The following is a 23,664-nucleotide window of genomic DNA, read 5'->3' as shown; positions in this document are numbered from 1 at the left end:
TGTAACTATCCCCTAAACTAACACAGCTCAAACGTAGAATTTCTTATAAAATACCCATAAGGAGTTTTGATATGAGCAAACGAATGACTGAGACCCAAATCGTATCGATATTAAAAGAAGCAGAAGCTGGGATACCTGCTAAAGAGCTGTGTCGTAAATACGGGATTGCTAGCTCGACTTTCTATAAATGGCGTTCCAAGTATGGTGGTATGGAAGCCTCTGACGTCAAACGCTTAAAAGAGCTTGAAGAAGAAAACCGTAGACTCAAACAGATGTATGCTGATTTAAGCCTTAAAGCGCAAATGCAAGAAGATATCATAAAAAAGCTATAGCGCCTGTACCCGAGCGCAAAGTCTGGGCGCAAGAATTACAGGCGCAGTATGGTGTCAGTATTGCATTGAGCTGTCAGGTCGTGTGCATGAGTCGAACTGCTTACTACTATAAATCTAAACTATCTGATGATAGTGAGATTATCGATGTCTTAAACAAGCTTACTGACAAGCACAATCGTTGGGGTTTCCCAAAGTGTTTTAAGCGTATACGCAAGCTTGGCTATTCATGGAATCATAAGCGAGTACACCGTGTTTATACAGCGTTAAACTTAAACCTACGCCGTAAGTCTAAAAGACGGCTACCAACACGTAATCCCCAGCCGCTAAGTGTGCCAAACGCATTGGGTCATACTTGGTCTATGGACTTTATGAGCGATAAGCTGCACAACAATATTCGCTTTCGAACCTTTAATGTGATTGATGATTACAACCGTGAAGTATTAGGCATTGATATTGGTACCAGTATGCCTTCACTCCGAGTAATTCGCTACCTTGACCAGCTAGCCGAGTGGCATGGCTATCCTAAGCAAATTCGTGTGGATAACGGCAGTGAGTTTACATCCAGCATATTTACTGATTGGGCATCAGCTCATGGCATCTATATTGATTATATCGAGCCTGGCTGTCCTTATCAGAATGCTTATATTGAACGGTTTAATCGCAGTTACCGCAATGAGGTTTTGGATTGTTATTTATTCAATGATTTAAATGAAGTCAGTAAGCTTACTGAGGAATGGATCAAGGTTTATAACACTGAAAGACCCCATGATTCACTTAATGATATGACACCTGCTGAGTACAGGCAGGTGGCTTAATTATTCTACGATGATGTTGTGTTAAGAGTGGGGTATTTACACGACATCGTCAATATAAATGTCGAATCTCGATACCGTCTATGAAGGTGGGTGTTTTATAGAAAGGCTTATAAAAAGCTATACCCCACGTTTGCTCACGATCATCTCATATAAGAACAGTAAGATAATAGCACCAATCACTGAGAATACCAGACCGATAAACCCACCGTCAGCATTAATACCGATAAGGTTAGCGATGAATCCGCCTACCATGGCACCAACGATACCAAGTACGATAGTCATGATCCAACCCATAGCGTCGTTACCAGGCTTGATCGCTCGGGCTAACAGACCAGCCACCAGACCAACGATAATCATCCAAATAAATCCCATGAGGTTTCTCCTAATTTTTATTAATAATATAAACAAACTATTTTTATAGTTAATATTAACGTGTTGTCTCTGAGTCTGATAAGGCTATTTTAAACATTGAGTGCTATAAAAAGTAAGCATTAAATGTTACCAGTGTAGGGGCTGTGTGAGAAATAGCAGCTATTTGCTATTAACTGGATAAGATAAGTAAATAGAAAGTTACAAAAGGAAAGTGAGCGGTATGGAGCATTAGGGCTATTACCATATATCTATCAGCAAAAGCTGAAAGGATGACAAAAAACAGCACCGCTTCTATATATAAAAGCGGTGCTGTTTTTTTGACACGCCCTAGTAGAAGACGATAAAAACGCTATAGTCGATACACTCTAAAAATGTCATAGCGCTACTGGGATGAATTTTATGCAGCCTCTAGGGAGAGCAGCACGCAAGTAAAATTTATACCAGTAGCGCGTTTAAATCCATAACAGTTTTACATTCAGCTGACTATATTAGGTGGTTTGGGTCTCTAGTGCAGTTAGTAGTCGCTGATGAATACCTTCAAAGCCGCCATTAGACATAATGATAATGGCATCACCCGCCTTTGCCTGTGCCGTGATCTGCTTAATGATGGCATCTGTACTGCGCACAACCTGCTGCTGACCCTGATGGTCGGCACCTTCAATGACTTCTTTTAGCCCCCACTCAAGGCCAGCTGGCTCATACCATAATGTGTGGTCGGCCAGCGCTGCTGACTGCGCCAGACTGTCTTGATGAATACCCATTTTCATGGTGTTGCTGCGGGGCTCTATAATCGCCCATAAGCGTCTGCCGGTCAGTTTTTTCTTTGCACCGTCTAGAGTTGTCGTAATGGCGGTCGGATGATGAGCAAAGTCGTCAAACACTAAAATATCATTAATATCACCGATTAGTTCCATACGGCGCTTGATACCAGCAAAGGCTGATAATGCCGTGCAGGCAGTGGCGACGTCCACACCGACATCATAAGCAGCAGCGACGGCGACCAAGGCATTGTTGACATTATGAATACCGCTCATCGTCCAATCAACCATAGCAGTGGCTTGTGTATCGCCATCAAAACCAATCTTAAACTGGCTGCCATCGTCTGCAATCAGCTCGGCTTGCCAGGCACTTTTATGGGCATGATCGTCATCGCCTTTATGTGTCTTATCAGAGCTTTCAGTCACTGCGGTACGCCAGACCGGCGTCCACAAGCCCTTAGCTAAAGTTTCCTCCAGGCTACTTGTCGCTGCGGGCATGATGATTTTACCCTTGCTTGGAATCATACGTATCATGTGATGAAACTGAGTTTGAATGGCATCCAGATCAGCGAAGATATCAGCGTGATCAAACTCTAAATTATTTAAGATAGCGGTACGGGGACGATAATGGACAAACTTTGAGCGTTTATCAAAAAACGCAGAGTCGTATTCGTCCGCTTCGATGACGAAGTAACCTGGCTTGGTAGAGGCCGTCGTTTTTGCTTCTGAGTTATCAGAGTGTTTAGCTACTGTATTTGTCCCCAAATAACTACTGTGAGCGAAGACCTGCTGCAAGTGTGCATCATCGGTATCGACTAAAGGTACCCCACCAATCAAAAAGCCAGTATCAATGCCAGCGTAGTGTAATATCCAAGCCAACATGGTAGTGGTGGTGGTCTTGCCATGCGTGCCAGCGACAGCAATCACATGTCTCGACTGCAATACCTGCTCTGATAAAAACTGCGGCCCTGAAGTATAGCGCAAGCCCTCATTAAGCATATATTCGACCACATCCATCCCACGCTTCATAGCATTGCCAACCACCACCAAATCTGGTGCTGGTTGTAGATGCTCTAGCAAATAGCCTTCTTGAATAGTGACACCAGCGTTTTCAAGCTGGGTTGACATTGGCGGATAGACATTGGCGTCTGAGCCTGTGACTTCGTGCCCAAGTGCACGCGCCAATAGCGCCAACGAGCCCATAAAGGTACCACAGATACCAAGAATATGAATATGCATAGATGTTCCACGCTCGGATAGATAATAGTTAATAAAGAAGGGGGTAATGAGTAATGTGAGTGCATAAAAACTGCTTATCATCTATTACTATAGACAGTTGAATTCACTATAACAGCGCTTATTGTAAAGTAAACCTGAATAGATAACCAACAAAAAACGCCTGACAAAGAGGCGTTGACTGAGCTTATCAGACTCTATTTGCGTGCTAGGGTATAGTCAGTGATGGGTTGCTTATCATCATCGATCATAATCAAATGACTGTTTTGGATACTATACCCTTCAATATCTTGATTGTCATAGACGACGGTAATGACGTCATTATCTTGACGATAAAGACCATGCTCAACTAGAGGCACTCTTGGGGTTTCGGGGTTTTCATAGATATTTGTTTTTATGACGGAACCATCAGGGAGCAAATTGAGTGTCACTGATATACTGTCACAAAAAGAGCAGGGCAACATGCCTGCATAATCACCAATTAGAGTGGCTTGTAGCGTATCGTCAGATAGTGAGTCTGAGGCCACAGATGAGTGATAGTATGTTGCTAGGCTGTCGGGCTTTGCTGCTACCATAAGTGACAGGCCAGCGTCACTTTCTTCTGCAGGCTCTGTATCTACAGTCACCGTATCTGCCGCGTCTATTAAGCGCTTAGTATCCTCTGTCTCAGTCGAGGTATCAGTAGTAGCCTCGTTACTGGTCGCTGATTGTTGTATGGCCGGTTTATGGCTCACTTTGCTGGTAGAGGACTGCTTATCACAGCCTATAAATAAAAGACAAAGAGGTAGAGGTAGTAATAAACGACTTAGACGTTTTATAGAAGGAGTCAAGGAAGGAGAGATGGGCCCAAAAAAACTCATTTAACACACCAAACAATCAGCTAGGTTTAGACGAACAGTGGCAACGTAAACGACGTACAGTATTTGACTGAGCACGGTCTGTATCATAGTAGCGTTAATCGCTCTATGAATCATAGTAAAAGTGTTACAACAAACAGATTTGACATACCCTATCACTCTTGCTTCTATGGCGCAATATTGACCACTGAGATCAATTATCTGACAGTTTCAAGAAGAGGAAGGCGTATATCTAGGAATTTATCGGACAGTCGGTATCTATAGGTCGATGAACGGCGGACAATATAGCAAATAGACTTAGATGGTATGTGGGTTTTTTGTTATAAGTCGGTTATCAATACAAGATGTTGACAGTCCTTTACTTTGATAGTCAACATATCATGCAGATATAAATAAGCATACTTAAGGGCTTAAGAATGATGGGCTGCTGTAGGGCGTATAATGCGCCAAAGAATCACAAGATGTACCACAATCAATGCGCTAAAAAATATCAGCGATTGCTCAGGTATACTCAGTCCCATAAACGTCCAGTCTATCGTCGCACACTCTCCAGAGCCTGAAAGTATCTCATTTAGAACTTGTTGCATCGGCAAGGTGTCTAGCCAATAATCAAGACCAGGCCCACAGCTCGGTACCTGATCTGCTGGTAAATGCTGTAGCCATACATGACGTCCTGCGATGCCTGCTGCCCATCCAATTCCAGCCAAGCTACCCAACCATAACAACAGTCTGATGGCTTTGCTCTTAGGGTTGAAGAAGGCGGCAATCAATGCAAAACCGCCCATTATCATAAGGCCTATGCGTTGTAGTATGCATAACGGGCAAGGCGAGAACCCCATATAACGCTGTAAAAAGAACAATGCAAAGCTCATTCCGATTACAGTCATCATGACCAAAAACACTTGTAGGTAGCGATAAGTGGTGAGTCTTTGCATCTAATACGCACTCTTGTAAAGTAATTGGTCTGGCTTTAATGATTAAGCTTGTTTGAGTAATAAGCGATAGGCCTAATGCCTATAAAATGCTAGCGATATTGCTGTAAAAAGTCCATAAAGTCTTCGGTTTCTACCTTTTCAATTTCTGCTTGTTGTAGGACAGACTTCTCAGCAAGCACTTCATACTTAGCTTGGGTGTTTGGACTAAACGCTTGCTGGAGTAACGTATCACGATGCTGCTGCGCTAACGTAAACCCAAGTTGCCACATACCGCCCAAACGCTCACTATCAGCGTTGACTTGAGCTGAGATGGTTGACTCGGATTGAATGGCTTTTCCTTGCATAAGTGCCAAAGCAGCTCGGTAGTCATTGCCACCATAGTGCGCATCTAGCAAAGCTGCTAGTGGTAGCATGTTATTTAAATGCTCAACCATCCAACGCTCTAAAGGTACTTCTTGGCCATTATTTAGAATATGTAGATTGTCACGGCGACCTTCATTGACCACTCGCTCAAGATTTATCGCCAGCTCTTCATCTTCTGCGGGCAGTAGGTCAGGCGAGTTATTCAACAAGCAATACAATGCCATAATCTCTAAGAAGCAGGCACTAGATAAACGAATGCCTATATCACTATAAGGATCAAGATCAATGGCTCGAAACTCAACGTAAGCAATGCCGCGACGTTCTAATGCTTCTGTTGGTGTCTCTCCACGCTCAGCGATTTGTTTGGGACGAATAGGGCTATAGTATTCGTTCTCTATCTGTAAGATATGGTCGTTAATTTGAATCGGGTTGCCATCAGCATCATCTAAGCCAAGCTCTTGAAAGCTCTCATGCGGCGTTTGAATGGCGCGGCGCAAACCTGTGATGTATTCAGGCAGGTTGTTGTAACGAATATCTAGATTTTCTTGCACGCTATTGGTGTATCCAAGTCTGCTCATACGCAAGCTGGTGGCCGCAGGCTTGTAATAGGTTGAGTCATTTTGCAGAATCAAATCATGCTCACGACCCGCCAAAAAGCACGGGGAAACGTTTGGACTGGCGCCTAGTAAATACAGCACTAAGCTGGTTAAACGCTTAAAGTTACGGATCAGCCCCAGATATTTGTCATTTTTGAATTCAGTGAGGGTCAGCTCATTGGCATCTGGCGTTTGTGCCTGCCAGGATTTAAAGAAGCCATCTCCAAATGATAGGTTGTAATGTAAGCCTGCAATGGACTGCATTCGGCGACCATAGCGGACACCTAGGCCACTACGATAAAGGGTTTTTAGTTTACCCGTATTAGAGCTACCGAAGTCCGCTAAAGGAATATCCTCGTCCTCGGCTGAGCGCATGTAGGGCATAGACAGTGGCCACATAAGCTCTTCTTCAGGTAGGGCTCTATAGACCAATACATGCAGCTGGCGCAATACCATGAGCGTGTCTTTTGGCGATAATCTAGGATCTGTGACCAGCTCAAGTAGGTTTTCTGAGTAATCAGTGGTGATAAACGGATGCGTCAGCTTTGATCCAAGTTTCTTGGGGTGCGGCTTTCGGCTCAAATATCCATCTGGCTTGATGCGCAGTCCTTCTTTTTCGATACCACGCAGCATTCCCTTTAAATGCTGACTGCTTAGCCAGTCTGGAATTTGAAATTGGGTAAAGTCACTCATAGTCAGTCATCTATTGTTATTCGTTATGATAGGAGGCAGCACAGCTTATAGGAATAGACCCTACCATGCTTGGTGTTAAGAATGTTGTCAGTTTAGCCCAAAGTGGGCTTAAAAACTATGCACAATTACAAAATCAGTAACCTTTGCTTTCAGCCAACTCAATGATTTACGCTGATTTAACGACAGTGATGTCAGGGTGCTGTCTGCTACTTTTGAGTATTCATAAGCCGAGTGGTTAATACAAAAAAGCACCTACTCAGAAGTGAGTAGATGCTTTTACGATCAGCTTTTTGTCTATACTGCTTTATCTATATTGGACAAAAGCTGAGTGGTTCTTTCAGCAGCTTATGAAAAGTCGAGCTCAGTTTCAAAGCTTTTTAGGTTATGACGAGCCATAGCTAGGTTGGACTTTTGGCGGTCAAGTACTAAGTATAAAAACAAATTGCTATTACGCACTAATGGACGTAGCAAATGATACTGCTTGCTTAGCGTGATTAGAATGTCTTCGATACTCTCGTCAAGACCCAAAGCGTCAGCAACTTTGCGCTTAGAGCGTAGGACTTCAGTGTTTCCTGCAGCCGCAAGCTCAAGGTCGATGCCTGTGCCAAGAGTTGCAAGCGCTAAGCCTGATTCGCTATCAACCAGAGCGGCTGCCATAAAACCGTCAATTTCATTTAGTGCATCAAGTGTTAACTTAGCCATACTATTATTCCTTAACTATAAAAACTATAACAGAGTAACAATCTATAACGGGCAAAGCCTATAACGCATAGTTGCTTGCTTATGGTGATAGTCACATCACGATGAGCACTTCTTATGGGCGCTCAAGGACAAGCGCTATTTAAATTATACGTGCTATATAAAGAGCCAAACAGGCGACTCACTAAGCCAATTACTACATTGTTTTATCGGGATGTCTTAAGGTTTTAATCTAAGACCCTTTAATTACTGCAATTATAGTGCCATAGTTTTGGTCAGTATCGATATCAATAAACGCTCACGCTAATAGAGTGAATGGCGCACTGTTAGCGCATAACCAATGACTAAAGCTTATAGCAACTGAATATTCATCTTAAATAGAAAATGATGATCCGCAGCCACAAGTCGTTGTTGCGTTGGGGTTAGTGACTATGAAGCGTGCACCTTCAAGTCCCTCTGTATAATCTACAGTAGAGCCTTGCAAGTATTGATAACTGAGCGAGTCTACAACCAAAGTGACGTCACCATTATCAAAGTCGGCATCGTCTTCGTTTAAGTCATTGGCAAAGTTAAAGCCGTAAGAAAACCCTGAGCAGCCACCACCTGTGACATAAACGCGTAACATCAAACTGTTATCGCCTTCTTCTTCACGCAGTCGGCGTACTTTTTGGGCGGCACTATCGGTTAGGTTTAAGACAGTGGGATCTACAGGCTGGCTGGCGCTGGGATCGTACTGATTAGTTTGTGTGTTCATATCTACCTCGGTTACTAATATCAAATGCCATCGTCGTCTTGGTATGATTGGCAGCGTTAGTGACGACAATCTATTAGTGGCGATGTGATGGACTCGGATGGGTACTGTCGTGTCATTGCTGTGATTATTTCGTTTTGTTATAAGACTACAAAAAGCTAGGAAAGACGCCAAATCTATTTTTTATCGATATAAAAACAGCTCAGCTGCTCACAGTCATCGTGTCCTAACAGTATATCATAATGGGGGTTTACGTGGATTTGTCAATAGGTGGCGTTTAGCCGATTGTGCGATACCATAGCGCAGACGACAGATAATAACTGCTTGGATTTGAAATACTTTTTTAATCGTTTGCCTATAGGAGATGTGTTTGAAATAATAGCCCACACTCTCCAACAGCGCTAGGTCATTTTAGAGTGCATCGACCCTATGCCGAATATTTGCATACACACCTTAGTTACAAACACATTGAGAAAAAAAACCTATGATCGAATTTAAAGACGTTAGTGTGCGCCGTGATGGCCGTGAGTTGTTTTCTGGGGCGAGCTTTCAGCTACATCCAGGTCACAAGGTAGGGCTAACGGGTAACAATGGTACAGGTAAGTCTACCTTGTTTGCTTTGTTACTCACGCACATGGGCACAGGTGATACCGAAGTGACGCCAGATAAAGGGGAGGTGAGTATCCCTGATAGTTGGCAGGTGGCGCATATGGCGCAGGAAGTGGGTGCCAGTAGCCAGACTGCAATCGATTATGTGCTCAGTGGTGACGAAGAGTGGTATGAGCTCAATGAAGCCATGAGCGACTTGAGTACGGTCAGCGATGAGCAAATCGGGGTGCTGCATCAGCGATTTGATGAGATAGACGGCTATCGTACACCAACCAAAGCAGCACAAATCATGGCAGGCCTTGGCTTTAACACCACACAACATGAGCTGCCGGTAGCAGGTTTCTCTGGTGGCTGGCGTATGCGTTTGAACTTGGCCAAAACCTTGATGAGCCGTGCTGACTTACTACTCTTGGATGAGCCGACCAACCATTTGGATTTAGATGCGATTCTTTGGCTTGAGACTTGGATCAATAATTTCAATGGTTTGGTCATCGTCATCTCGCACGATCAAGCATTTTTGGATGCGACAGTTGGGTATATCTTGCACGTGGAACAACAAAAAATCACCCTCTATACGGGAAATTATCAGCAGTTTGTGCGTACTCGCCATGAGCGTATGGCGCAGCAGCAGCAAGCCTATGAAAAGCAGCAAGCCACTCGGGCGCATCTAGATGACTTCATCCGCCGTTTTCGTGCCAAAGCCAGTAAGGCCAAACAAGCCCAAAGCCGTATCAAGCAGCTGGAGCGTATGAGCGAGCTGTCACCTATGATGGCGGATAACCCATTTTCATTTAAGTTTTATGAGCCTGCGCACATGAGCTCTCCGCTGATTGAGCTGACCAAAGCTAATATTGGCTACAGTGATACGCCACTGTTATACAATGCCAATGTTCAAGTTACCCCTGATACTCGTCTGGGCTTACTGGGTATGAACGGTGCTGGTAAGTCGACCTTAATCAAAGCTTTGGTGGGCGAGCTTGATATCTTATCAGGGAGTTATCGAGTCTCTGATAGTCTCAAACTTGGCTACTTCAATCAACATCAAATGGATGCGTTAGATGCAGCGGCGACACCGATGCAGATGCTGCGCCGCCTTGCCGGTCAGACTTCAGATGCAGAGCTGCGTTCGTTTTTGGGTAGCTTTGACTTTCGTGGTGAGCGTATCGACACGCCGAGCGAGCTGTTTTCAGGTGGCGAGCGTGCCCGCTTGACGCTGGCGTTAATTGTTTGGCAGCGTCCAAATGTGTTGGTGCTAGATGAGCCCACCAACCATCTAGACCTACAGATGCGCCAAGCCTTAACCATTGCATTACAAGGGTTTGAAGGCGCAGTGGTACTGGTGTCGCATGATCGTGAGCTGATTGCGAACGTCTGTGATGAGCTATACCTAGTGCATGATGGCCGAGTCGATGAGTTTGATGGCGATATCAGTGATTATGGTAAATGGCTGAGTGAAAAGCGTAAACAAGAAAACATGGCTAATAAAAACAGCCTTGAAAGCGCAAGCAAAGAAAACAGCGAAGGAGCTGTTTCACATGAAACAAAAACAAACGCTCAAGTTGGCAAAGTCAAAGAGGTCAGCAAAGAAGGGCAGCGCAGATTGGCAGCAGAACAGCGCAAACGTACAGCGCCCATCCGCCGTGAGATTGAAAATACAGAAAAAGCGTTGAGTAAGATTGAAACGCAGTTGTTGACTCTTGAGGAACAGCTTGCTGACACTGCGCTTTATGAGGACAGCCGAAAATCTGAGCTTTTGACATTGCTCGATGAGCAAACAGCACTACAGCAGCAGCACAGTGATCATGAAGAAAAACTGTTGCTTGCGATGACAAACCTAGAAGAGATGGAAGCCAGCTTTGAGTAAGGTCGGTTAACAGCAGCACCTTTATCCATAAAAAAAGGAGAGCATCAGCTCTCCTTTTTTACATTTTAGTAAATCATTGCTTACGGTATTTACCATCACCATAAGATAAAATCTTCATGGTGGTATTGCACAGTTTACAGTTTATCTTACCAGCAGCTGCTTTCGATAAATCAAGAACACGCCCTGGCGTAAAAGGACCTCTATCCGTAATTTTGACGATCACACTCTGTTTGGTCTTTGGATTGGTCACCTCTACTTCTGTTCCGAAAGGCAACGTTTTGTGTGCTGCAGTCATCGCATTCATATTAAAGATGCTACCACTGGCAGTGCGTTTGCCGTGAAACTTACTACCATAGTAACTGGTGTTGCCAGCGAAAGCTGCGGTAGTCAATAATAGGGATAGGGTAATAACCAAAGACCTGATTAAATAAGACATGTAATACCTTTGAATAATTTATAAAATAGACAGATACTCTTGCCTATGATATTCATACTCCCTATGAGTATGAATAATGTGCGTATTATACGGTGGTAAGGTTACTGTATTCTTACTATAGTGTTATTAAGTCTCGGAATCTAGTTACGGGCGTATGATAAGTATTTGATAAAACAAGCGAAAATATTGAAAATATAAAAACAGTCTTAACATAGTAGCAGAGCCCAAATAAAAGGAAAAAAACATGGCAGAAAAAAACTATTACGATATTTTGGGGGTCAAAAAAGACGCCTCAGATGCCGATATCAAAAAGAAGTACCGTAAATTGGTACGTCAATATCACCCTGATGTCAGTGATGATCCAGATGCTGATAGCAAGATTGCTGAGATCAACAACGCTTATGAAACACTACGAGATAAAGACAAGCGAGCAGAGTATGACGCTATGTTAGACAACCCATTTGCCTCTCAAGGTGGCGCTGGTGGGTTTGGTGGTTTCGGTGGTCAGTCAGCAGGCGGTCAAGGAGGGTTTCGCTGGGAAGATATCAAAGGTCAGTTTGGTGATGGCGAAGCTTTTGGTGATGGCGGTTTTCGCTTTGATGATATTTTTTCGGCCTTTGGTCGCGGTGCCCGGGGCCAAACAGGCGGCCGCACTCATAGCTCTGGTTTTGATCAGTTTGGTGGTGGTTTTGGTGCGCAAGACAGTCAAGGTCAAGACCAGCACGCAGAAATCACAGTTGATTTAGCGTCTGTATATAGCGGTGATGACTATAGTATCAAGCTCAATGTCCCCGTGCGTCAGCCGAATGGCAGCGTCGACTATGAAAACAAAACCCTCAAAATTAAGATTCCAAAGGGCATCACTGATGGCAAGCAGATCCGTCTGGCCGGACAAGGTGCCGCTGGCATAGGCAGCGGTAAAAATGGCGATCTGTTTTTGAAGGTAAAAGTTCGCCATGCCGACAATATCCGCTTAGAAGACGCAGATGTCTATCAAACTGTCAATATCATGCCTTGGGAGGCAGCGCTTGGCGAAAAAGTAAATATCACCACGCCAGCTGGCACGCTGGGGGTGAGTATTCCAAAAAACAGTAAATCTGGCAGTAATTTACGCCTAAAAGGCAAAGGCATTCCGGCCAAACAGGCGGGCGATCTTTATTTAACTCTAAATATTGTTAACCCTGATGTCAGTACTGAGGCAGAGCAGCAAGCTTATGAGAGTCTAAAGCAAGCGTTTGCTGGTACTACCATCAATCGCTAATAGTGGTGCTGCTGTGGCAGAGACATATAGGATAAGACACTTGAAGCGATAAAAATAAAGAGACAACGAGGATGATAATTATGAAACACTCGCCCGAATTAAACGATATTGTGTTGAGTTTAGATGAACTCGTGGCTGCTTGTGGTCAAGATCATCATTGGGTACTGGCACTGATTGAAGAAAACATCATTGAATATGATGTGCCAGAACGACAACAGTTTACTGGCTATCAATTGACCACCGTTCGCCGTGCCTCTAGGCTGAGCCGTGACTTTGAAGCCAGCGTACCTGCGATTGGTTTGATTCTTGAGCTGTTAGATGAGCTGGAGCAGCTGCGGCAATTCAAACGTCAATGGGAGTTAGAGGCACCAACAGTGGAAGTAGACGTGCGCCACATTAAGTAAATGACATATAGTCAGTTGAAAACAAAACTATCATAAATTCAAAAGCGCTACTGGTATAAATTTTCCTTGCTTGCTGCGTTCCCAGAGGCTGCGCAAAATTCATCCCAGTAGCGCTGTAACACTTTTAAATTGAGCATACTATATAATAAAAAACGCCACTCATGTCAGTGGCGTTTTTCGGTTAAGTGTGTGATTGCATAAGGAACAAACGATGGTTTGCAGCCTAGCGAGAATACTTAGGGTCTGCTGCAGCAGTGAATAGCACGTCAGTCGATGAGTTGAGTGCGGTTTCAGCAGAGTCCTGAATCACGCCGATAATAAAGCCGATGGCGACCACTTGCATAGCAATGTCGTTGGGAATACTAAATAAGCTGGCAGCCAGAGGAATGAGTAATAACGACCCACCAGCGACACCAGAGGCACCACAAGCACTAATCGTTGCCACCAAGCTCAGCAGTAATGCGGATGCAAAGCTGACTTCTATCCCCAGAGTATGAGCAGCAGCCAACGTTAAGACGTTGATGGTAATCGCCGCTCCTGCCATGTTAATCGTCGCTCCCAATGGAATAGTAACTGAGTACGTATCTTTATGCAGACCGAGCTTGTCAGCAAGGTTCATATTGACCGGAATATTAGCCGCTGAGCTACGCGTAAAGAAGGCAGTAATGCCTGATTCACGCAGACAGGTGAATACTAAGGGATAGGGGTTTTTGCCAGTTTTAACCAAGACAATTAGTGGATTGGCGACCAACGCAATAAATAACATACAGCCGACTAATACCATAAGGATACGAGCATAACCGGCCAATGCTGCAAAGCCAGTTTCAGCGACGGTATTGGCCACCAAACCCAAAATACCAAATGGGGCTAGGGCAATGACCCACTTGACCACTTGTGAGATGGCGTCAGAAAAGTCCACTACCATATTACGTGTGGAGTCACCTGCTTGACGTAAAGCAAAGCCGATAATGATCGCCCAAGCTAAAATACCGATGTAATTGGCATTGGCCACCGCTTCGACGGGGTTGGCGACAAGGTTCATGAGCAGGTTGGTCAAGACCTCTTTTAGGTTGGCTGGCGGGACCTGCTCAATGGTGGCATTCATCAGTACCAGTTCGGTCGGGAATAAAAAACTGGCCCCAACCGCTGTCAACGCTGCCAAAAACGTGCCAAAAACATACATTAATAGTACTGGTCTGATATAGACCTCATTGCCACTTCGATGCTGACAAATCGCTGCCATGACCAACGTAAAAACCAGCACAGGCGCCACCGCTTTTAAAGCACCGACAAACAACGTACCGAGCAGCCCCAAGGCAATACCGATACTAGGCGCTAGCCAGCCAATCAATACCCCTAGTACCAAACCGATAATAATCAGCGGCACCAACCCTATACGTTGGTACATCGCAACTAATGAACGCATACTCCATCCTTAACCTAAAAAAATGATAAAAACCGTACGGCAAATGGATGGATATTAGCATTTTTTTATATATTCTCCTACCGCTATCAAACCCAAAAATATGACCAACAGTATCAGAGTCACTGAGTTTACTCAGGGTAGGAATTGTACTCGTCTGATTTTTTGCGTTTGTCATGATATAGGTGACATGCAATCGGTTTGGGTCAGCGCCAAAAAATAAAAAAGCCAAGCGCTTATTTTGCACTTGGCTGTGATAAAAAAACATGGCGGCTAAGGGTCTATTTGACGGTTGACTGAGTCAATAACAGACCCTAGCAGACCCTATACTTTAAAGTGTGTCAGTTGATATCCAAGCTGCTGATAGTGCTTATACTTGTGGCGACCCTCTTGCATACTTTTTTCATCAGGTCTGATGATCTCAAGCACACGAGTGGGCTGTGCACCCGTTGCCATTGCCATAAAGTCATTGACAGGTTGAGCAGTCGTATTGAGCACGATGCCTTTAAAGTCGATAGGCAGATAGCTGCTGAGTAGTACCGGAGCGAGCTTGGTTGCTGTCTCAGCACTATCCTCAATCGCTGCACTGCTCATCCCACTCATGTCGCTACCCTGCTCACTTGCCATATCAGACTTGGCACGCGTAGGCAGACGCTGATGTGGAATAAAACCACTGGCATCATGCGTCCATAGCGCCTCATCAAGCTTGGTAACTAGATGGTCATCGTGGCTTAAAATCAGTACAGATTGACTGCTTTTATTTAAGGCCGTTTGGGTCAGTTGACAGATAAAGCCCAAGATATCTTGGGCTTTATTCTCACTTAATACATAAAAGCTAATTTGCATGCGATAAACACTCTATATGGGGCGTTTAAGCACACAATAGCCAAACGCTTAAGTCACCTCTAAATCAAGGCAGAGTCACTGCCTTTCAATATTGCTTTTAGATATCGTTTTTATGCATTGTTTTTTAGATATTGCATAAATAAAGGGACAGGGCGACCGGTTGCCGCTTTTTCTTTACCTGAATTCCACGCCGTACCCGCAATGTCTAAATGTGCCCATGCTTGGCCTTCTTCTACAAAGCGTGATAAAAAGCATGCTGCAGTGACCGCACCTGCGCCTTTACCACCGATGTTTTGCATATCAGCGATAGGCGAGTCAAGCTGCGACTGATAAGCGTCATCTAACGGCATGTGCCAGACCAGATCGCCTGATTGATTACTGGCATTTTCAAGCTCAAACAGCACGTCCTCATCATTACTGAACACCGCTGAGCGAACATGACCCAATGCCACCACACAGGCGCCAGTCAACGTCGCCACATCGATGATGGCCTTGGGCTGATAACGCTGTACGTAGCATAAGGTATCTGCCAATACTAAGCGTCCTTCAGCATCGGTATTTAAGATTTCGACAGATTTACCATTCATCGCCTTGACGATATCTCCAGGGCGAGTAGCATCCCCTGATGGCATGTTTTCTGCACATGCTAGAGCGCCTACGACGTTGATCGGTAGACGGGCTTCACATAGAGCTTTGATGGTACCAAGTACAGCTGCTGAGCCGCCCATATCGAACTTCATCTCATCCATGGCAGCTCCTGGTTTAATTGAGATACCGCCTGAGTCGAAGGTGACGCCTTTGCCGACCAATACAATAGGGGCCTCATCATTTGCGACAGGTGCAGAGTCTGTATCGGTATGTTTTGCTGATTTCTTATTGGGCAGTTTGGCTGGTATTTTATCAGCCAAGGCTTTTAGGCCGCCGCTGACTTTGGCACTGCTGGTCTCTTTTGTGCCAAATTTTGATTTACCTTGGTACTCCATAAGTACCAGCTGACCTTCTTTAGTCGAGCCTTTAGCCACAGCTAAAAAACATTCCATACCCAGTGCTGACATCTCGTCTTCGCCCAGTACGGTGACTTTTAATAGATCAGGGTAAGCTTTTGCCAGCTCTTGAGCTTGCTCTGCCATATACGCTGGAAAACAAATATTGCCTGGCTCATTGGCCACGTCACGGGTCAGGCTTTGACCGATAAACACTGACTGGGCAAAGTCCAATGCAGATTCAAGCGCTGCATCAGCCAGTAGATAAACATCGGTGAGGACAGGGGTGGTCTGCTCAGACTTATACTTATCAAAACGATAGCTTGCTGCCAGTAGATTTAGTGCAAACTGACCGAAATGATTTTCTTCTAAAGTATCGCCGAGGGCAACGGTAATTGAAGCAACACGCTTTTGGGTGCTGCTATATATGGTGTTAGCGACTTTTTGTAAGACAGTATTATTAAGCTTATCAACATTACCAACCCCGACTAGCAATAGCTGAACTGGGTTTTGTTTGGCAGTTTTTTTATCCCCTGCCAACGCATAGTCAGCGACAGTCTCACAGGCTTTACCATTAAAATGTGATACCTCAATGAGCTGCTCAATACGAGCTTTATAGTCTGCCAACACAGATTCGGCAAGGATGTTCTTTTTATCGTCGACCAATACCACCAAGCAAGCTTCATCCTTATCTTTTGCTTCTTTTTTTAGGATTTTTTGGGTATGGGTTTTTGGTAAGTGTTGAGTCAGTTTAATATTCATATAATTATCCTTATTAGTTTAGGGCGTGTCCTCAATCTGAACGATAATATCTAAATGGGCTAAAAATGGCTAAATTTTGTCATACAGCGTCAAATAATTGGGCAATATCCTGATATTACCTGCATTATTTTCCTTGTCTGACGGCAATTTATCTCATTTTTATCACCATTTTCAAAATGAGGACACGCCCTAGTGTGGTGACAAATAAAAAATAGCAGTCTGTAATCATTTACCTAGAGGTTGAATGACAGTATCAGACAACGACAAGGATAAAAAATTACGGACGCTAAACAGATGTATAAGTTAAAAAAGTTAGCCTATCGGGCTATGATTATAGTGTAGCATATCAGGCGATAACTACGCAGTCAGTAAGGGTTTGGTAATGTTTTCAAACACATTTCACGGCCAGTATTTACAAAAACATGCTAGTATTATCGGTTACGCTCGTCATCTACAAAAGCTAAAGCGCCTGACTGAGTTTTTTGATACAAACTGCGGCACTTACCATAAGTGTGGCTGCCACCTGCAAAGAGTACTTATTTGTGATATTACGCCGCTACATGACTCGTCAAGTTGCCTCGACCACTGCTTTGGTATTGGGGTTTTTGGTGGTGATGATGCTTGGCGGCCGTCTGATACGTTACTTTGGCATAGCCGCTGAGGGCAACCTAGATATCAGTTTGCTATTTACCATTATTGGCTATAATTTGCCTTATTTTTTAGAGCTTATTTTACCACTGTCATTTTTTATTGCGCTCATGTTGGTGTTTGGACGTCTTTATGTCGATCAAGAAATGGCAGTTATCAATGCCAGTGGGGTGTCACGTGGTAAGCTGGCACGGCTAATGACACCCTTGATACTCGCCTTGTTTGTCGGTGAAGCCGCCTTATCAATAGTGGGAAAGCCTTGGGGCGTACGTGCTTCAGATTCAGTCTGGCAGCAACAGGCCTTGACCAGTGCCTTTGATTTGATTCGTCCCAAAGCGTTTATCAGTAGTGGCAACTATCATCTGTATGTTGGCAGTCTCAGTGATGATAAAAAACAACTACAAGATGTGGTACTCATTCAAACTGAACCTGCCAAAAAAGGCAAGAAAGCCAATCATGCGCCGCCTACAAATGATATGGATAAAAGTCATGCCGTTGATGTGCAAAACACCATTGACCCTGAGGCTGCTGAACAGTTAGATATTCCAGAGCTACCAGATACGCTCGTGAGTCACGATATCAGTAAAGACACCATCACGCTCGCCAAACGTGCCGAACAAGTGGATACAGGCAATAGCGGTGTGACCCAGTTGGATTTGTTTCAAGGTCGGCGTTATGAGGTGGGGGCAGGGAGCCTGAAGTATAATCAGGTAGGGTTTGAGCGTTACCGTATTACTTTGACTGAATCTTCTAAAGAGGTCGTCACTGAAGACAATATCGAAACCCAAAAGATAGGCCCGTTGTGGCAAATTGCGAGTGGTGGCGGGCAAGATGTCAGTATCGATACACTACGAGCTGCACAAGGCGAGATAGGCTATCGTTTTGCGCTGCCTTGGCTGATGATTATTGCCCCCATGCTCGCAGTACCATTGGCACAAGTGCGGCCACGTCAAGGTCGCTGGCTACGCCTGTTTCCTTCCATTTTATTGTTTGTCAGCTGTGCTTTGGGCATCATTTCTCTTAAGAATGCGGTGAGCAAAGGCAGCGTCAGTGTTTGGGCGTATGCATGGCTGATATTAGGTTTTATGGCATTGGCGCTTTATATGAACTGGGGTAGTCGTATGCAGCACCGAGTACGTGTGCGTATCCAAGACAAAGCGTTGGCGTCGACAGACCACGGTGCATCTGGAGGGAAGCTATAATGCGCTCGCTGCCTAAAGTGACCTCCACTCAGCGTCACTCTGTGCCAAAACGTTCAGGCAACCTAAAAGTACTGAGCCGTTATGTCAAAACCAATGCTCTTCTAGCTATCATCGCAGCCGTGGTCGGGCTATGGGCGCTGCAGATGCTGTTCACCTATTTATCAGAGCTTGAGGACCTAACTGACAGCTACACCATGGCTGACGCCATTAAGTATATTTTTTACCGCTCGCCTTATTTTTTGGAGCAATTTATCCCGACAGGGGCGTTATTAGGCGCTGTCGTCGGCTTAGGGTTGCTTGCCAATAAAAGCGAGCTGGTGGTCATGCGCGCCGCTGGCGTGAGTGTCTATCGCATCGTCGGTTGGGTACTGCAGCCTGCTTTTATTTTTGTGCTGCTCGCCTTAGGAATCAATCAGTTTGTATTGCCTCACTCTAACCAGTTGGCAAAAGAAATTAATAGCGAAGATAGCCGCTCACTGGTCACATCTGTACGTGGTTATTGGACCGTGCAGCCACGCTTCAGCAGTGGGACCGATGGCGCTACTCAGTCTGATGGTAGTGACGTCTTGTATATTGACTATGCTGATGTTGAGGGCAATATTGGTGAGGTCAAACGCTGGTATTTGGATGATGAGGGTAGACTACAAACCGCCATTCATGCGGCAGGAGGGCGCTATAGCGAGCGTATTGCAGTGCCGTCTACTGCCAGCACTGAGACAAGACAGCAATATCGCTATGTCTGGCAGCTAAATGATATGACTGAGTTGACGATCAACCAAGGGTTTGAGAGCAGTCAAACCAAAAGCGCATCTGACACGCTAACCCTGCCTTTTGCACCTGAATCGGTATATTTATTGACCCGAAAAGCAGAGGACTTATCTTTGACTCAGCTGTATGATCATCGACAACTGATGCAAGGACAAAACAATCGCTCGTTAGAGCATGAGCTATCATTTTGGCAAAAGCTACTATCACCGCTGTCGATTTTGTCACTGGTGATCGTCGCTTGCTCATTTGTCTTCGGCTCACTGCGTACGCATAGCTTGGGCCTACGTATCGTAGTGGCATTGTTGTTTGGTTTATTATTCAGTTATATTCAGGATTTGGTCGGCTTTGTCTCGCTTGCTACAGGGTTTTCGCCACTCTTGATGGTGTTATTACCGATACTTGGTAGTGCTGCATTGGGTTTTTATCTGATAAAACGGCAGATGTAAGACAACTTCTCATCTTACGGTATTTTTTATATCGAATTGACTATAAGATCAAGCAAGAGAATAAAAAAAATCCCGCTAACACATCAACATGTTGGCGGGATTTTTTGTGCAACTTTCATGCTTATTCTTTAATCGCCATGGTAATGGTATAGGTTTTGCCTTGTTTGACCTTCTCGCTATTGCCAAACACCTCAATAAAAGAGCGTTTCATAAACTGACGCAAGCCATTAATAGTCACCACATAAAACCGCCCACCTTGACGCATGCGCGCATAAGCATCGAGGAAGTATAGATAATGCTGCTCTTTACCGACTTTGGCAGGTAGGTTTGACATCACAAGGCTAAAGTCTTTATCCGCTGCCACATGATTGAAGCCATTGGATAAATGCACGTCGACGTTTTTGAGACCGTTTTGCGCACAATTACGGCGTGCATATTCTACAGCCATGAAATCTTTATCAATTAGGGTATGCTGACCGTCTGGACATTCACGAGCTGCAGTCATACCCAGCACGCCATAGCCGCAGCCCAGATCTATCGAATCATCGTCCGCTTGAAAATCCACATAATCGAGTAGCATCAGGCTACCCTCATCGAGCTTTTGCGGTGAAAAAATCCCCCAGGTGGTGGTAAAGTCAAACGGCTTGCCCAGTACGTCTTGACGAAAATGAATGTCTTCACGCCAATGTTCAGCGTTTTTAAGTAAATCAGCAGGGGGACGATGATTTGTAGAGTGGCTCATGGAGTTCTCGGATATTGGATGAGTAGAAGGTTAATAAGTTATGACAGCTATTGTAACGACAAAAGGGTAGGTTTGCAGCACTCTACAGCCATAAAAGGCGTGTGGGGGTTGTTTGACGAATCTAGGACGTGTCCTCGTTTTGATACTTGAGGACACGCCCTAGTATTATCAGATAAGAATCTCACCCCCGCGGATGATGTTCGGCATGCAGCTTTTGTAATCTCGCTGTCGCCACATGGGTATAAATCTGCGTGGTGGACAAATCGCTATGCCCAAGCAGTAACTGCACGCTACGAAGATCGGCGCCATGGTTTAGCAGATGCGTGGCAAAGGCATGGCGTAGAGTATGCGGAGATAGCTCTTTATCGATACTGGCGACTTTGGCGTATTTTTTGATTAAATACCAAAAGTTTTGCCGCGTCATATAACCGCCTTGTGCTGTCAAAAACACCGCTTGGCAGTTACCTGATTTAAGGTGCGCAATCAGATCACTACGACCATGCGTCAGATAGTCCTCTAATGCATCTGCTGCATACTCACCCAGTGGCACAAGACGGGTTTTGTTGCCTTTACCCGTAATTTGCAGCCAGCCTGAATTCAGATTGACCTGCTCAAGCGCTAAATTGATAAGCTCACTAACACGTAAACCGCAAGCATAGAGCACTTCAAGCATGGCTTTGTCTCTTAGACCAAGCGCTGTACTGGTATCCGGTGCGGCGAGTAGGTTGTCGATGTCTGCTTCGCTTAAGTCCTTTGGCAAAGGACGACCAAGCTTAGGCGTTTTGATACGCTCGCAAGGGTTGTCTTCACGTAAGTTACTGGCGACCATCCATAAGTAGAATTGGCGCAAGCTTGATAGCATACGTGCTTGGGTGCGTGGCGTTTTATTGTCGGCGGCAAGACTTGAGAGACAGTGCAGCACGTCATCGTCTTGCCATTTGGTCAAAGGGGCTTTGCTGGTCAGCTCACAAGTACGCAGATCACGAATATAAGCATTGCGTGTACGTGTCGCCAGACCTCGTGCCAGCATCGCTTGACGAAATTCAGTCATATAAGCGGGTTCGTCATCGACGGCGAGTGCTTTTGGCTCTCGCTGCTGTAGGGCACGGTCACGGCTCATAATTAGGTACTCAGCGGTTATATATTAGGCAGGTTGCAAACACCACAGCGAGGTGATTTCCGCACTGCGAGCAGCATACAAGGGATCAGTATGGTCTTGGCTGCGACCGTGCTTAGGTTTGGTATCGAGACGGTATTTCACTGCTAAATCGTTATCCGCAAACCAGCCTAATAACTCATCACGAGTACGCAGTTGTAGGTGCTCTGCCAAATCTGACAAGATCAGCCAGACCTCTCCTTGTTCGCTTAAATGTGCCTTCACCCCCTGCAAAAAACCACGCAGCATGAGGCTGTTATAATCATAGACAGCGTACTCAAGTGGCGAGCTTGGTTTGGTGGGGAGCCAAGGTGGATTACAGACAATGAGATCTGCAGGCGGTGCATTTTTCGGAAACAAATCCGCTTGCTGTAACTGCACGTTAGTAAGCTGTTGCTGGGTCAGGTTGTCGCTGGCACAAGCCAAAGCACGAGGATTTACATCTGTAGCAATGATTTGCTGCACGCCACGTTTGGCTAAGACAATAGCCAATAAGCCCGTGCCCGTACCGATATCATAGGCGACATCACAAGCTTCAGGCAACGGTGCATCGAGTAGCAGTTGCACATACTCATGACGAGTCGGTGCAAAAACACCATAATGCGGATAAATGGATAGCTCTAAGCCTGTAATCGGTACGCCTTTTTCTCGCCATCCTGCTGCCCCTAACGCTCCTTGTAGGTCACGAAATGACAGCAGACAAGGCTCATTCAATGAGCCAAAAGCTGCCACACAAGCCGTACTGACCTCAGGGGCACGGCGCAGCTGGCTGCTATAGTCAGCATCCAGCTCCAATAATAAACGGCTTAATAGACGTGAGCGCTGGGCGGTCATTTGGCGCTGCTGATGAAATAGATTTGGTAGCGCTTGATTGTCTGGCTTAATATTAGATTTGTTGGCTGCTTTTTTTTCTTGACGCAGCTTGGCCCGCGCTTCAGCACGGTCGATACGCCGATTGAGGGCTTGTAGTAATTGCCGCCCATTGTGAAAGTCACCTCGCCACAGCATCGACGTACCTGCACAAGCTAGACGATAGGCCTCATCTGCCGTTGTGGTATCGTCGACCAAAACGATGCGAGTGGGCGGTTTATGACCACTCTCAGACAACCAACGAGTTTGGTGCAAGCTGTCGTTTTCATACCATTCTACGTACTGTTTTTTGGCTGCTAACACGAGGTTTACCTTTTTGCCGATGAGATACAGTCAGTTGAACATAAAAAATGCTATCACACCCAGACAGGGTGGCGACCATACTCGTTATCTAATGAGTGTACGCTGTCTTATTCAAGCGTTGAGGTCCTAAGGAGGCCCTAAACGTCTTTTTTCTTGACCACATACCGATACAGGGTAGCGCTCGTAGGCAGCTCATCATCGTCTGCAACAGTGATCTCGTCGGGATCAACATCGATGCTCACATTTTCAGCCAGTGTCTCTTGATGGACAAGCGTGTGCCCCAAATGGCGACAAAAATTAGGAATATCACGAGTGGTCGCAGGATCGGTGGCAAGGATTTCGATCACATCACCTGCATCAGCACGACGAATCATACGATGCAGCATCATCACAGGCTCAGGACAAATCAGTCCTTGAGTGTCTAGATGGTGCTGTATGCTGGAGTCAGATATAGAAGTAGTCATAGTCTTGTTAAGTCGATTAAATAAGTTAAAGTGGTGTATTACTCAAGGCGGATAAGCGGATCTAACATGC

At 45.2% G+C, this 23,664-nt stretch carries 21 protein-coding genes; 6 read left to right on the top strand and 15 right to left on the bottom strand.

What is annotated here, in order from left to right; translation table 11 throughout:
* Positions 1-71 precede the first annotated feature (71 nt).
* A protein-coding gene (locus J3492_RS11600; protein WP_424108382.1) for an IS3 family transposase occupies positions 72-1,147 on the top strand; the annotation gives its coding sequence in 2 pieces (ribosomal slippage) (positions 72-321 and positions 321-1,147; 1,077 coding nt in all).
* 117 nt (positions 1,148-1,264) lie between these two features.
* On the opposite strand, the gene J3492_RS11595 is transcribed toward J3492_RS11600, so the two are convergent.
* The 7 genes from J3492_RS11595 to erpA all read right to left on the bottom strand — a co-directional run bounded on the left by J3492_RS11595 (position 1,265) and on the right by erpA (position 8,410).
* On the bottom strand, positions 1,265-1,519 hold the full coding sequence (locus J3492_RS11595) for a GlsB/YeaQ/YmgE family stress response membrane protein (RefSeq protein WP_207992211.1): 255 nt from the start codon (positions 1,517-1,519) through the stop codon (positions 1,265-1,267).
* 488 nt (positions 1,520-2,007) lie between these two features.
* Entirely contained in the window at positions 2,008-3,516 is a 1,509-nt protein-coding gene (gene mpl, locus J3492_RS11590) for a UDP-N-acetylmuramate:L-alanyl-gamma-D-glutamyl-meso-diaminopimelate ligase (RefSeq protein WP_207992210.1), read from the bottom strand.
* Between the two features lie 194 nt (positions 3,517-3,710).
* Complete coding sequence (locus tag J3492_RS13460; RefSeq protein ID WP_341534132.1) at positions 3,711-4,247, bottom strand: copper resistance protein NlpE N-terminal domain-containing protein; 537 nt, start codon at positions 4,245-4,247, stop codon at positions 3,711-3,713.
* 533 nt (positions 4,248-4,780) lie between these two features.
* The gene (locus J3492_RS11580; protein ID WP_207992209.1) at positions 4,781-5,305 is read right to left on the bottom strand and encodes a disulfide bond formation protein B; all 525 of its coding nucleotides are present in this window, start codon (positions 5,303-5,305) and stop codon (positions 4,781-4,783) included.
* An 89-nt stretch (positions 5,306-5,394) separates the two neighbouring features.
* A complete protein-coding gene (gshA, locus tag J3492_RS11575) occupies positions 5,395-6,957 on the bottom strand; it encodes a glutamate--cysteine ligase (RefSeq protein WP_207992208.1) in 1,563 nt (520 codons plus the stop codon).
* A 345-nt stretch (positions 6,958-7,302) separates the two neighbouring features.
* Entirely contained in the window at positions 7,303-7,659 is a 357-nt protein-coding gene (locus J3492_RS11570; protein ID WP_201576381.1) for a roadblock/LC7 domain-containing protein, read from the bottom strand.
* A 370-nt stretch (positions 7,660-8,029) separates the two neighbouring features.
* Positions 8,030-8,410 (bottom strand): iron-sulfur cluster insertion protein ErpA, encoded by a 381-nt coding sequence (gene erpA / locus J3492_RS11565; protein WP_207992207.1) that lies wholly within the window; start codon positions 8,408-8,410, stop codon positions 8,030-8,032.
* Between the two features lie 481 nt (positions 8,411-8,891).
* On the opposite strand from erpA, the gene J3492_RS11560 reads away from it, so the two are divergent.
* Positions 8,892-10,880 (top strand): ATP-binding cassette domain-containing protein, encoded by a 1,989-nt coding sequence (locus J3492_RS11560; RefSeq protein ID WP_207992206.1) that lies wholly within the window; start codon positions 8,892-8,894, stop codon positions 10,878-10,880.
* A 73-nt stretch (positions 10,881-10,953) separates the two neighbouring features.
* Here J3492_RS11560 and J3492_RS11555 read toward each other — a convergent pair whose 3' ends face one another.
* On the bottom strand, positions 10,954-11,316 hold the full coding sequence (locus J3492_RS11555; RefSeq protein ID WP_207992205.1) for a septal ring lytic transglycosylase RlpA family protein: 363 nt from the start codon (positions 11,314-11,316) through the stop codon (positions 10,954-10,956).
* A 244-nt stretch (positions 11,317-11,560) separates the two neighbouring features.
* On the opposite strand from J3492_RS11555, the gene J3492_RS11550 reads away from it, so the two are divergent.
* Positions 11,561-12,577, top strand: coding sequence for a J domain-containing protein (locus tag J3492_RS11550; protein ID WP_207992204.1), 1,017 nt, complete (start codon positions 11,561-11,563; stop codon positions 12,575-12,577).
* Positions 12,578-12,657: 80 nt separating this feature from the next.
* Positions 12,658-12,981 carry a chaperone modulator CbpM gene (locus J3492_RS11545; RefSeq protein WP_207992203.1) on the top strand — a complete coding sequence of 108 codons (324 nt, stop codon included), beginning with the start codon at positions 12,658-12,660 and terminating at the stop codon, positions 12,979-12,981.
* Between the two features lie 223 nt (positions 12,982-13,204).
* Here J3492_RS11545 and sstT read toward each other — a convergent pair whose 3' ends face one another.
* The 3 genes from sstT to J3492_RS11530 form a co-directional block, all read right to left on the bottom strand.
* The gene (gene sstT / locus J3492_RS11540) at positions 13,205-14,407 is read right to left on the bottom strand and encodes a serine/threonine transporter SstT (protein ID WP_207992202.1); all 1,203 of its coding nucleotides are present in this window, start codon (positions 14,405-14,407) and stop codon (positions 13,205-13,207) included.
* 321 nt (positions 14,408-14,728) lie between these two features.
* Complete coding sequence (locus tag J3492_RS11535) at positions 14,729-15,250, bottom strand: DNA polymerase III subunit chi (RefSeq protein ID WP_207992201.1); 522 nt, start codon at positions 15,248-15,250, stop codon at positions 14,729-14,731.
* A gap of 110 nt (positions 15,251-15,360) precedes the next feature.
* The gene (locus J3492_RS11530; RefSeq protein ID WP_207992200.1) at positions 15,361-16,995 is read right to left on the bottom strand and encodes a leucyl aminopeptidase; all 1,635 of its coding nucleotides are present in this window, start codon (positions 16,993-16,995) and stop codon (positions 15,361-15,363) included.
* A 560-nt stretch (positions 16,996-17,555) separates the two neighbouring features.
* Between J3492_RS11530 and J3492_RS11525 the strand changes: the two genes are divergently transcribed.
* Positions 17,556-18,845: an LPS export ABC transporter permease LptF gene (locus J3492_RS11525; protein ID WP_207992199.1), complete on the top strand. Its 1,290-nt coding sequence runs from the start codon at positions 17,556-17,558 to the stop codon at positions 18,843-18,845.
* Positions 18,845-20,059: an LPS export ABC transporter permease LptG gene (gene lptG, locus J3492_RS11520; protein ID WP_207992198.1), complete on the top strand. Its 1,215-nt coding sequence runs from the start codon at positions 18,845-18,847 to the stop codon at positions 20,057-20,059. Before J3492_RS11525 ends, lptG begins: the two co-directional genes overlap by 1 nt.
* A 121-nt stretch (positions 20,060-20,180) precedes the next feature.
* Here the strand turns inward: lptG and J3492_RS11515 are convergent, their stop codons facing one another.
* The 4 genes from J3492_RS11515 to tusA form a co-directional block, all read right to left on the bottom strand.
* Positions 20,181-20,801 carry a class I SAM-dependent methyltransferase gene (locus J3492_RS11515; protein WP_207992197.1) on the bottom strand — a complete coding sequence of 207 codons (621 nt, stop codon included), beginning with the start codon at positions 20,799-20,801 and terminating at the stop codon, positions 20,181-20,183.
* A 181-nt stretch (positions 20,802-20,982) separates the two neighbouring features.
* Positions 20,983-21,921 (bottom strand): site-specific tyrosine recombinase XerD, encoded by a 939-nt coding sequence (gene xerD / locus J3492_RS11510; protein ID WP_207992196.1) that lies wholly within the window; start codon positions 21,919-21,921, stop codon positions 20,983-20,985.
* Positions 21,922-21,945: 24 nt separating this feature from the next.
* Positions 21,946-23,130, bottom strand: a complete 1,185-nt coding sequence (locus J3492_RS11505; protein WP_207992195.1) for a methyltransferase — start codon at positions 23,128-23,130, stop codon at positions 21,946-21,948.
* Positions 23,131-23,267: 137 nt separating this feature from the next.
* On the bottom strand, positions 23,268-23,594 hold the full coding sequence (gene tusA / locus J3492_RS11500) for a sulfurtransferase TusA (protein WP_207992194.1): 327 nt from the start codon (positions 23,592-23,594) through the stop codon (positions 23,268-23,270).
* Positions 23,595-23,664: the final 70 nt, after the last annotated feature.

Source organism: Psychrobacter coccoides, from assembly GCF_017498085.1.
In the GTDB taxonomy this organism is placed as follows: domain Bacteria; phylum Pseudomonadota; class Gammaproteobacteria; order Pseudomonadales; family Moraxellaceae; genus Psychrobacter; species Psychrobacter coccoides.
Note: the sequence above shows the minus strand (reverse complement) of the source record. Positions and strands in the feature narration are given on the sequence as shown.

Coding starts and splice junctions, on each gene's coding strand:
- erpA (WP_207992207.1), bottom strand. CDS start 8,410: ATGAACACACAAACTAATCAGTACGATCCCAGCGCCAGCCAGCCTGTA.
- lptG (WP_207992198.1), top strand. CDS start 18,845: ATGCGCTCGCTGCCTAAAGTGACCTCCACTCAGCGTCACTCTGTGCCA.
- J3492_RS11595 (WP_207992211.1), bottom strand. CDS start 1,519: ATGGGATTTATTTGGATGATTATCGTTGGTCTGGTGGCTGGTCTGTTA.
- J3492_RS11530 (WP_207992200.1), bottom strand. CDS start 16,995: ATGAATATTAAACTGACTCAACACTTACCAAAAACCCATACCCAAAAA.
- J3492_RS11550 (WP_207992204.1), top strand. CDS start 11,561: ATGGCAGAAAAAAACTATTACGATATTTTGGGGGTCAAAAAAGACGCC.
- J3492_RS11515 (WP_207992197.1), bottom strand. CDS start 20,801: ATGAGCCACTCTACAAATCATCGTCCCCCTGCTGATTTACTTAAAAAC.
- xerD (WP_207992196.1), bottom strand. CDS start 21,921: ATGAGCCGTGACCGTGCCCTACAGCAGCGAGAGCCAAAAGCACTCGCC.
- J3492_RS11525 (WP_207992199.1), top strand. CDS start 17,556: ATGACTCGTCAAGTTGCCTCGACCACTGCTTTGGTATTGGGGTTTTTG.
- sstT (WP_207992202.1), bottom strand. CDS start 14,407: ATGCGTTCATTAGTTGCGATGTACCAACGTATAGGGTTGGTGCCGCTG.
- tusA (WP_207992194.1), bottom strand. CDS start 23,594: ATGACTACTTCTATATCTGACTCCAGCATACAGCACCATCTAGACACT.
- gshA (WP_207992208.1), bottom strand. CDS start 6,957: ATGAGTGACTTTACCCAATTTCAAATTCCAGACTGGCTAAGCAGTCAG.
- J3492_RS11535 (WP_207992201.1), bottom strand. CDS start 15,250: ATGCAAATTAGCTTTTATGTATTAAGTGAGAATAAAGCCCAAGATATC.
- J3492_RS11580 (WP_207992209.1), bottom strand. CDS start 5,305: ATGCAAAGACTCACCACTTATCGCTACCTACAAGTGTTTTTGGTCATG.
- J3492_RS11545 (WP_207992203.1), top strand. CDS start 12,658: ATGAAACACTCGCCCGAATTAAACGATATTGTGTTGAGTTTAGATGAA.
- mpl (WP_207992210.1), bottom strand. CDS start 3,516: ATGCATATTCATATTCTTGGTATCTGTGGTACCTTTATGGGCTCGTTG.
- J3492_RS11555 (WP_207992205.1), bottom strand. CDS start 11,316: ATGTCTTATTTAATCAGGTCTTTGGTTATTACCCTATCCCTATTATTG.
- J3492_RS11570 (WP_201576381.1), bottom strand. CDS start 7,659: ATGGCTAAGTTAACACTTGATGCACTAAATGAAATTGACGGTTTTATG.
- J3492_RS11560 (WP_207992206.1), top strand. CDS start 8,892: ATGATCGAATTTAAAGACGTTAGTGTGCGCCGTGATGGCCGTGAGTTG.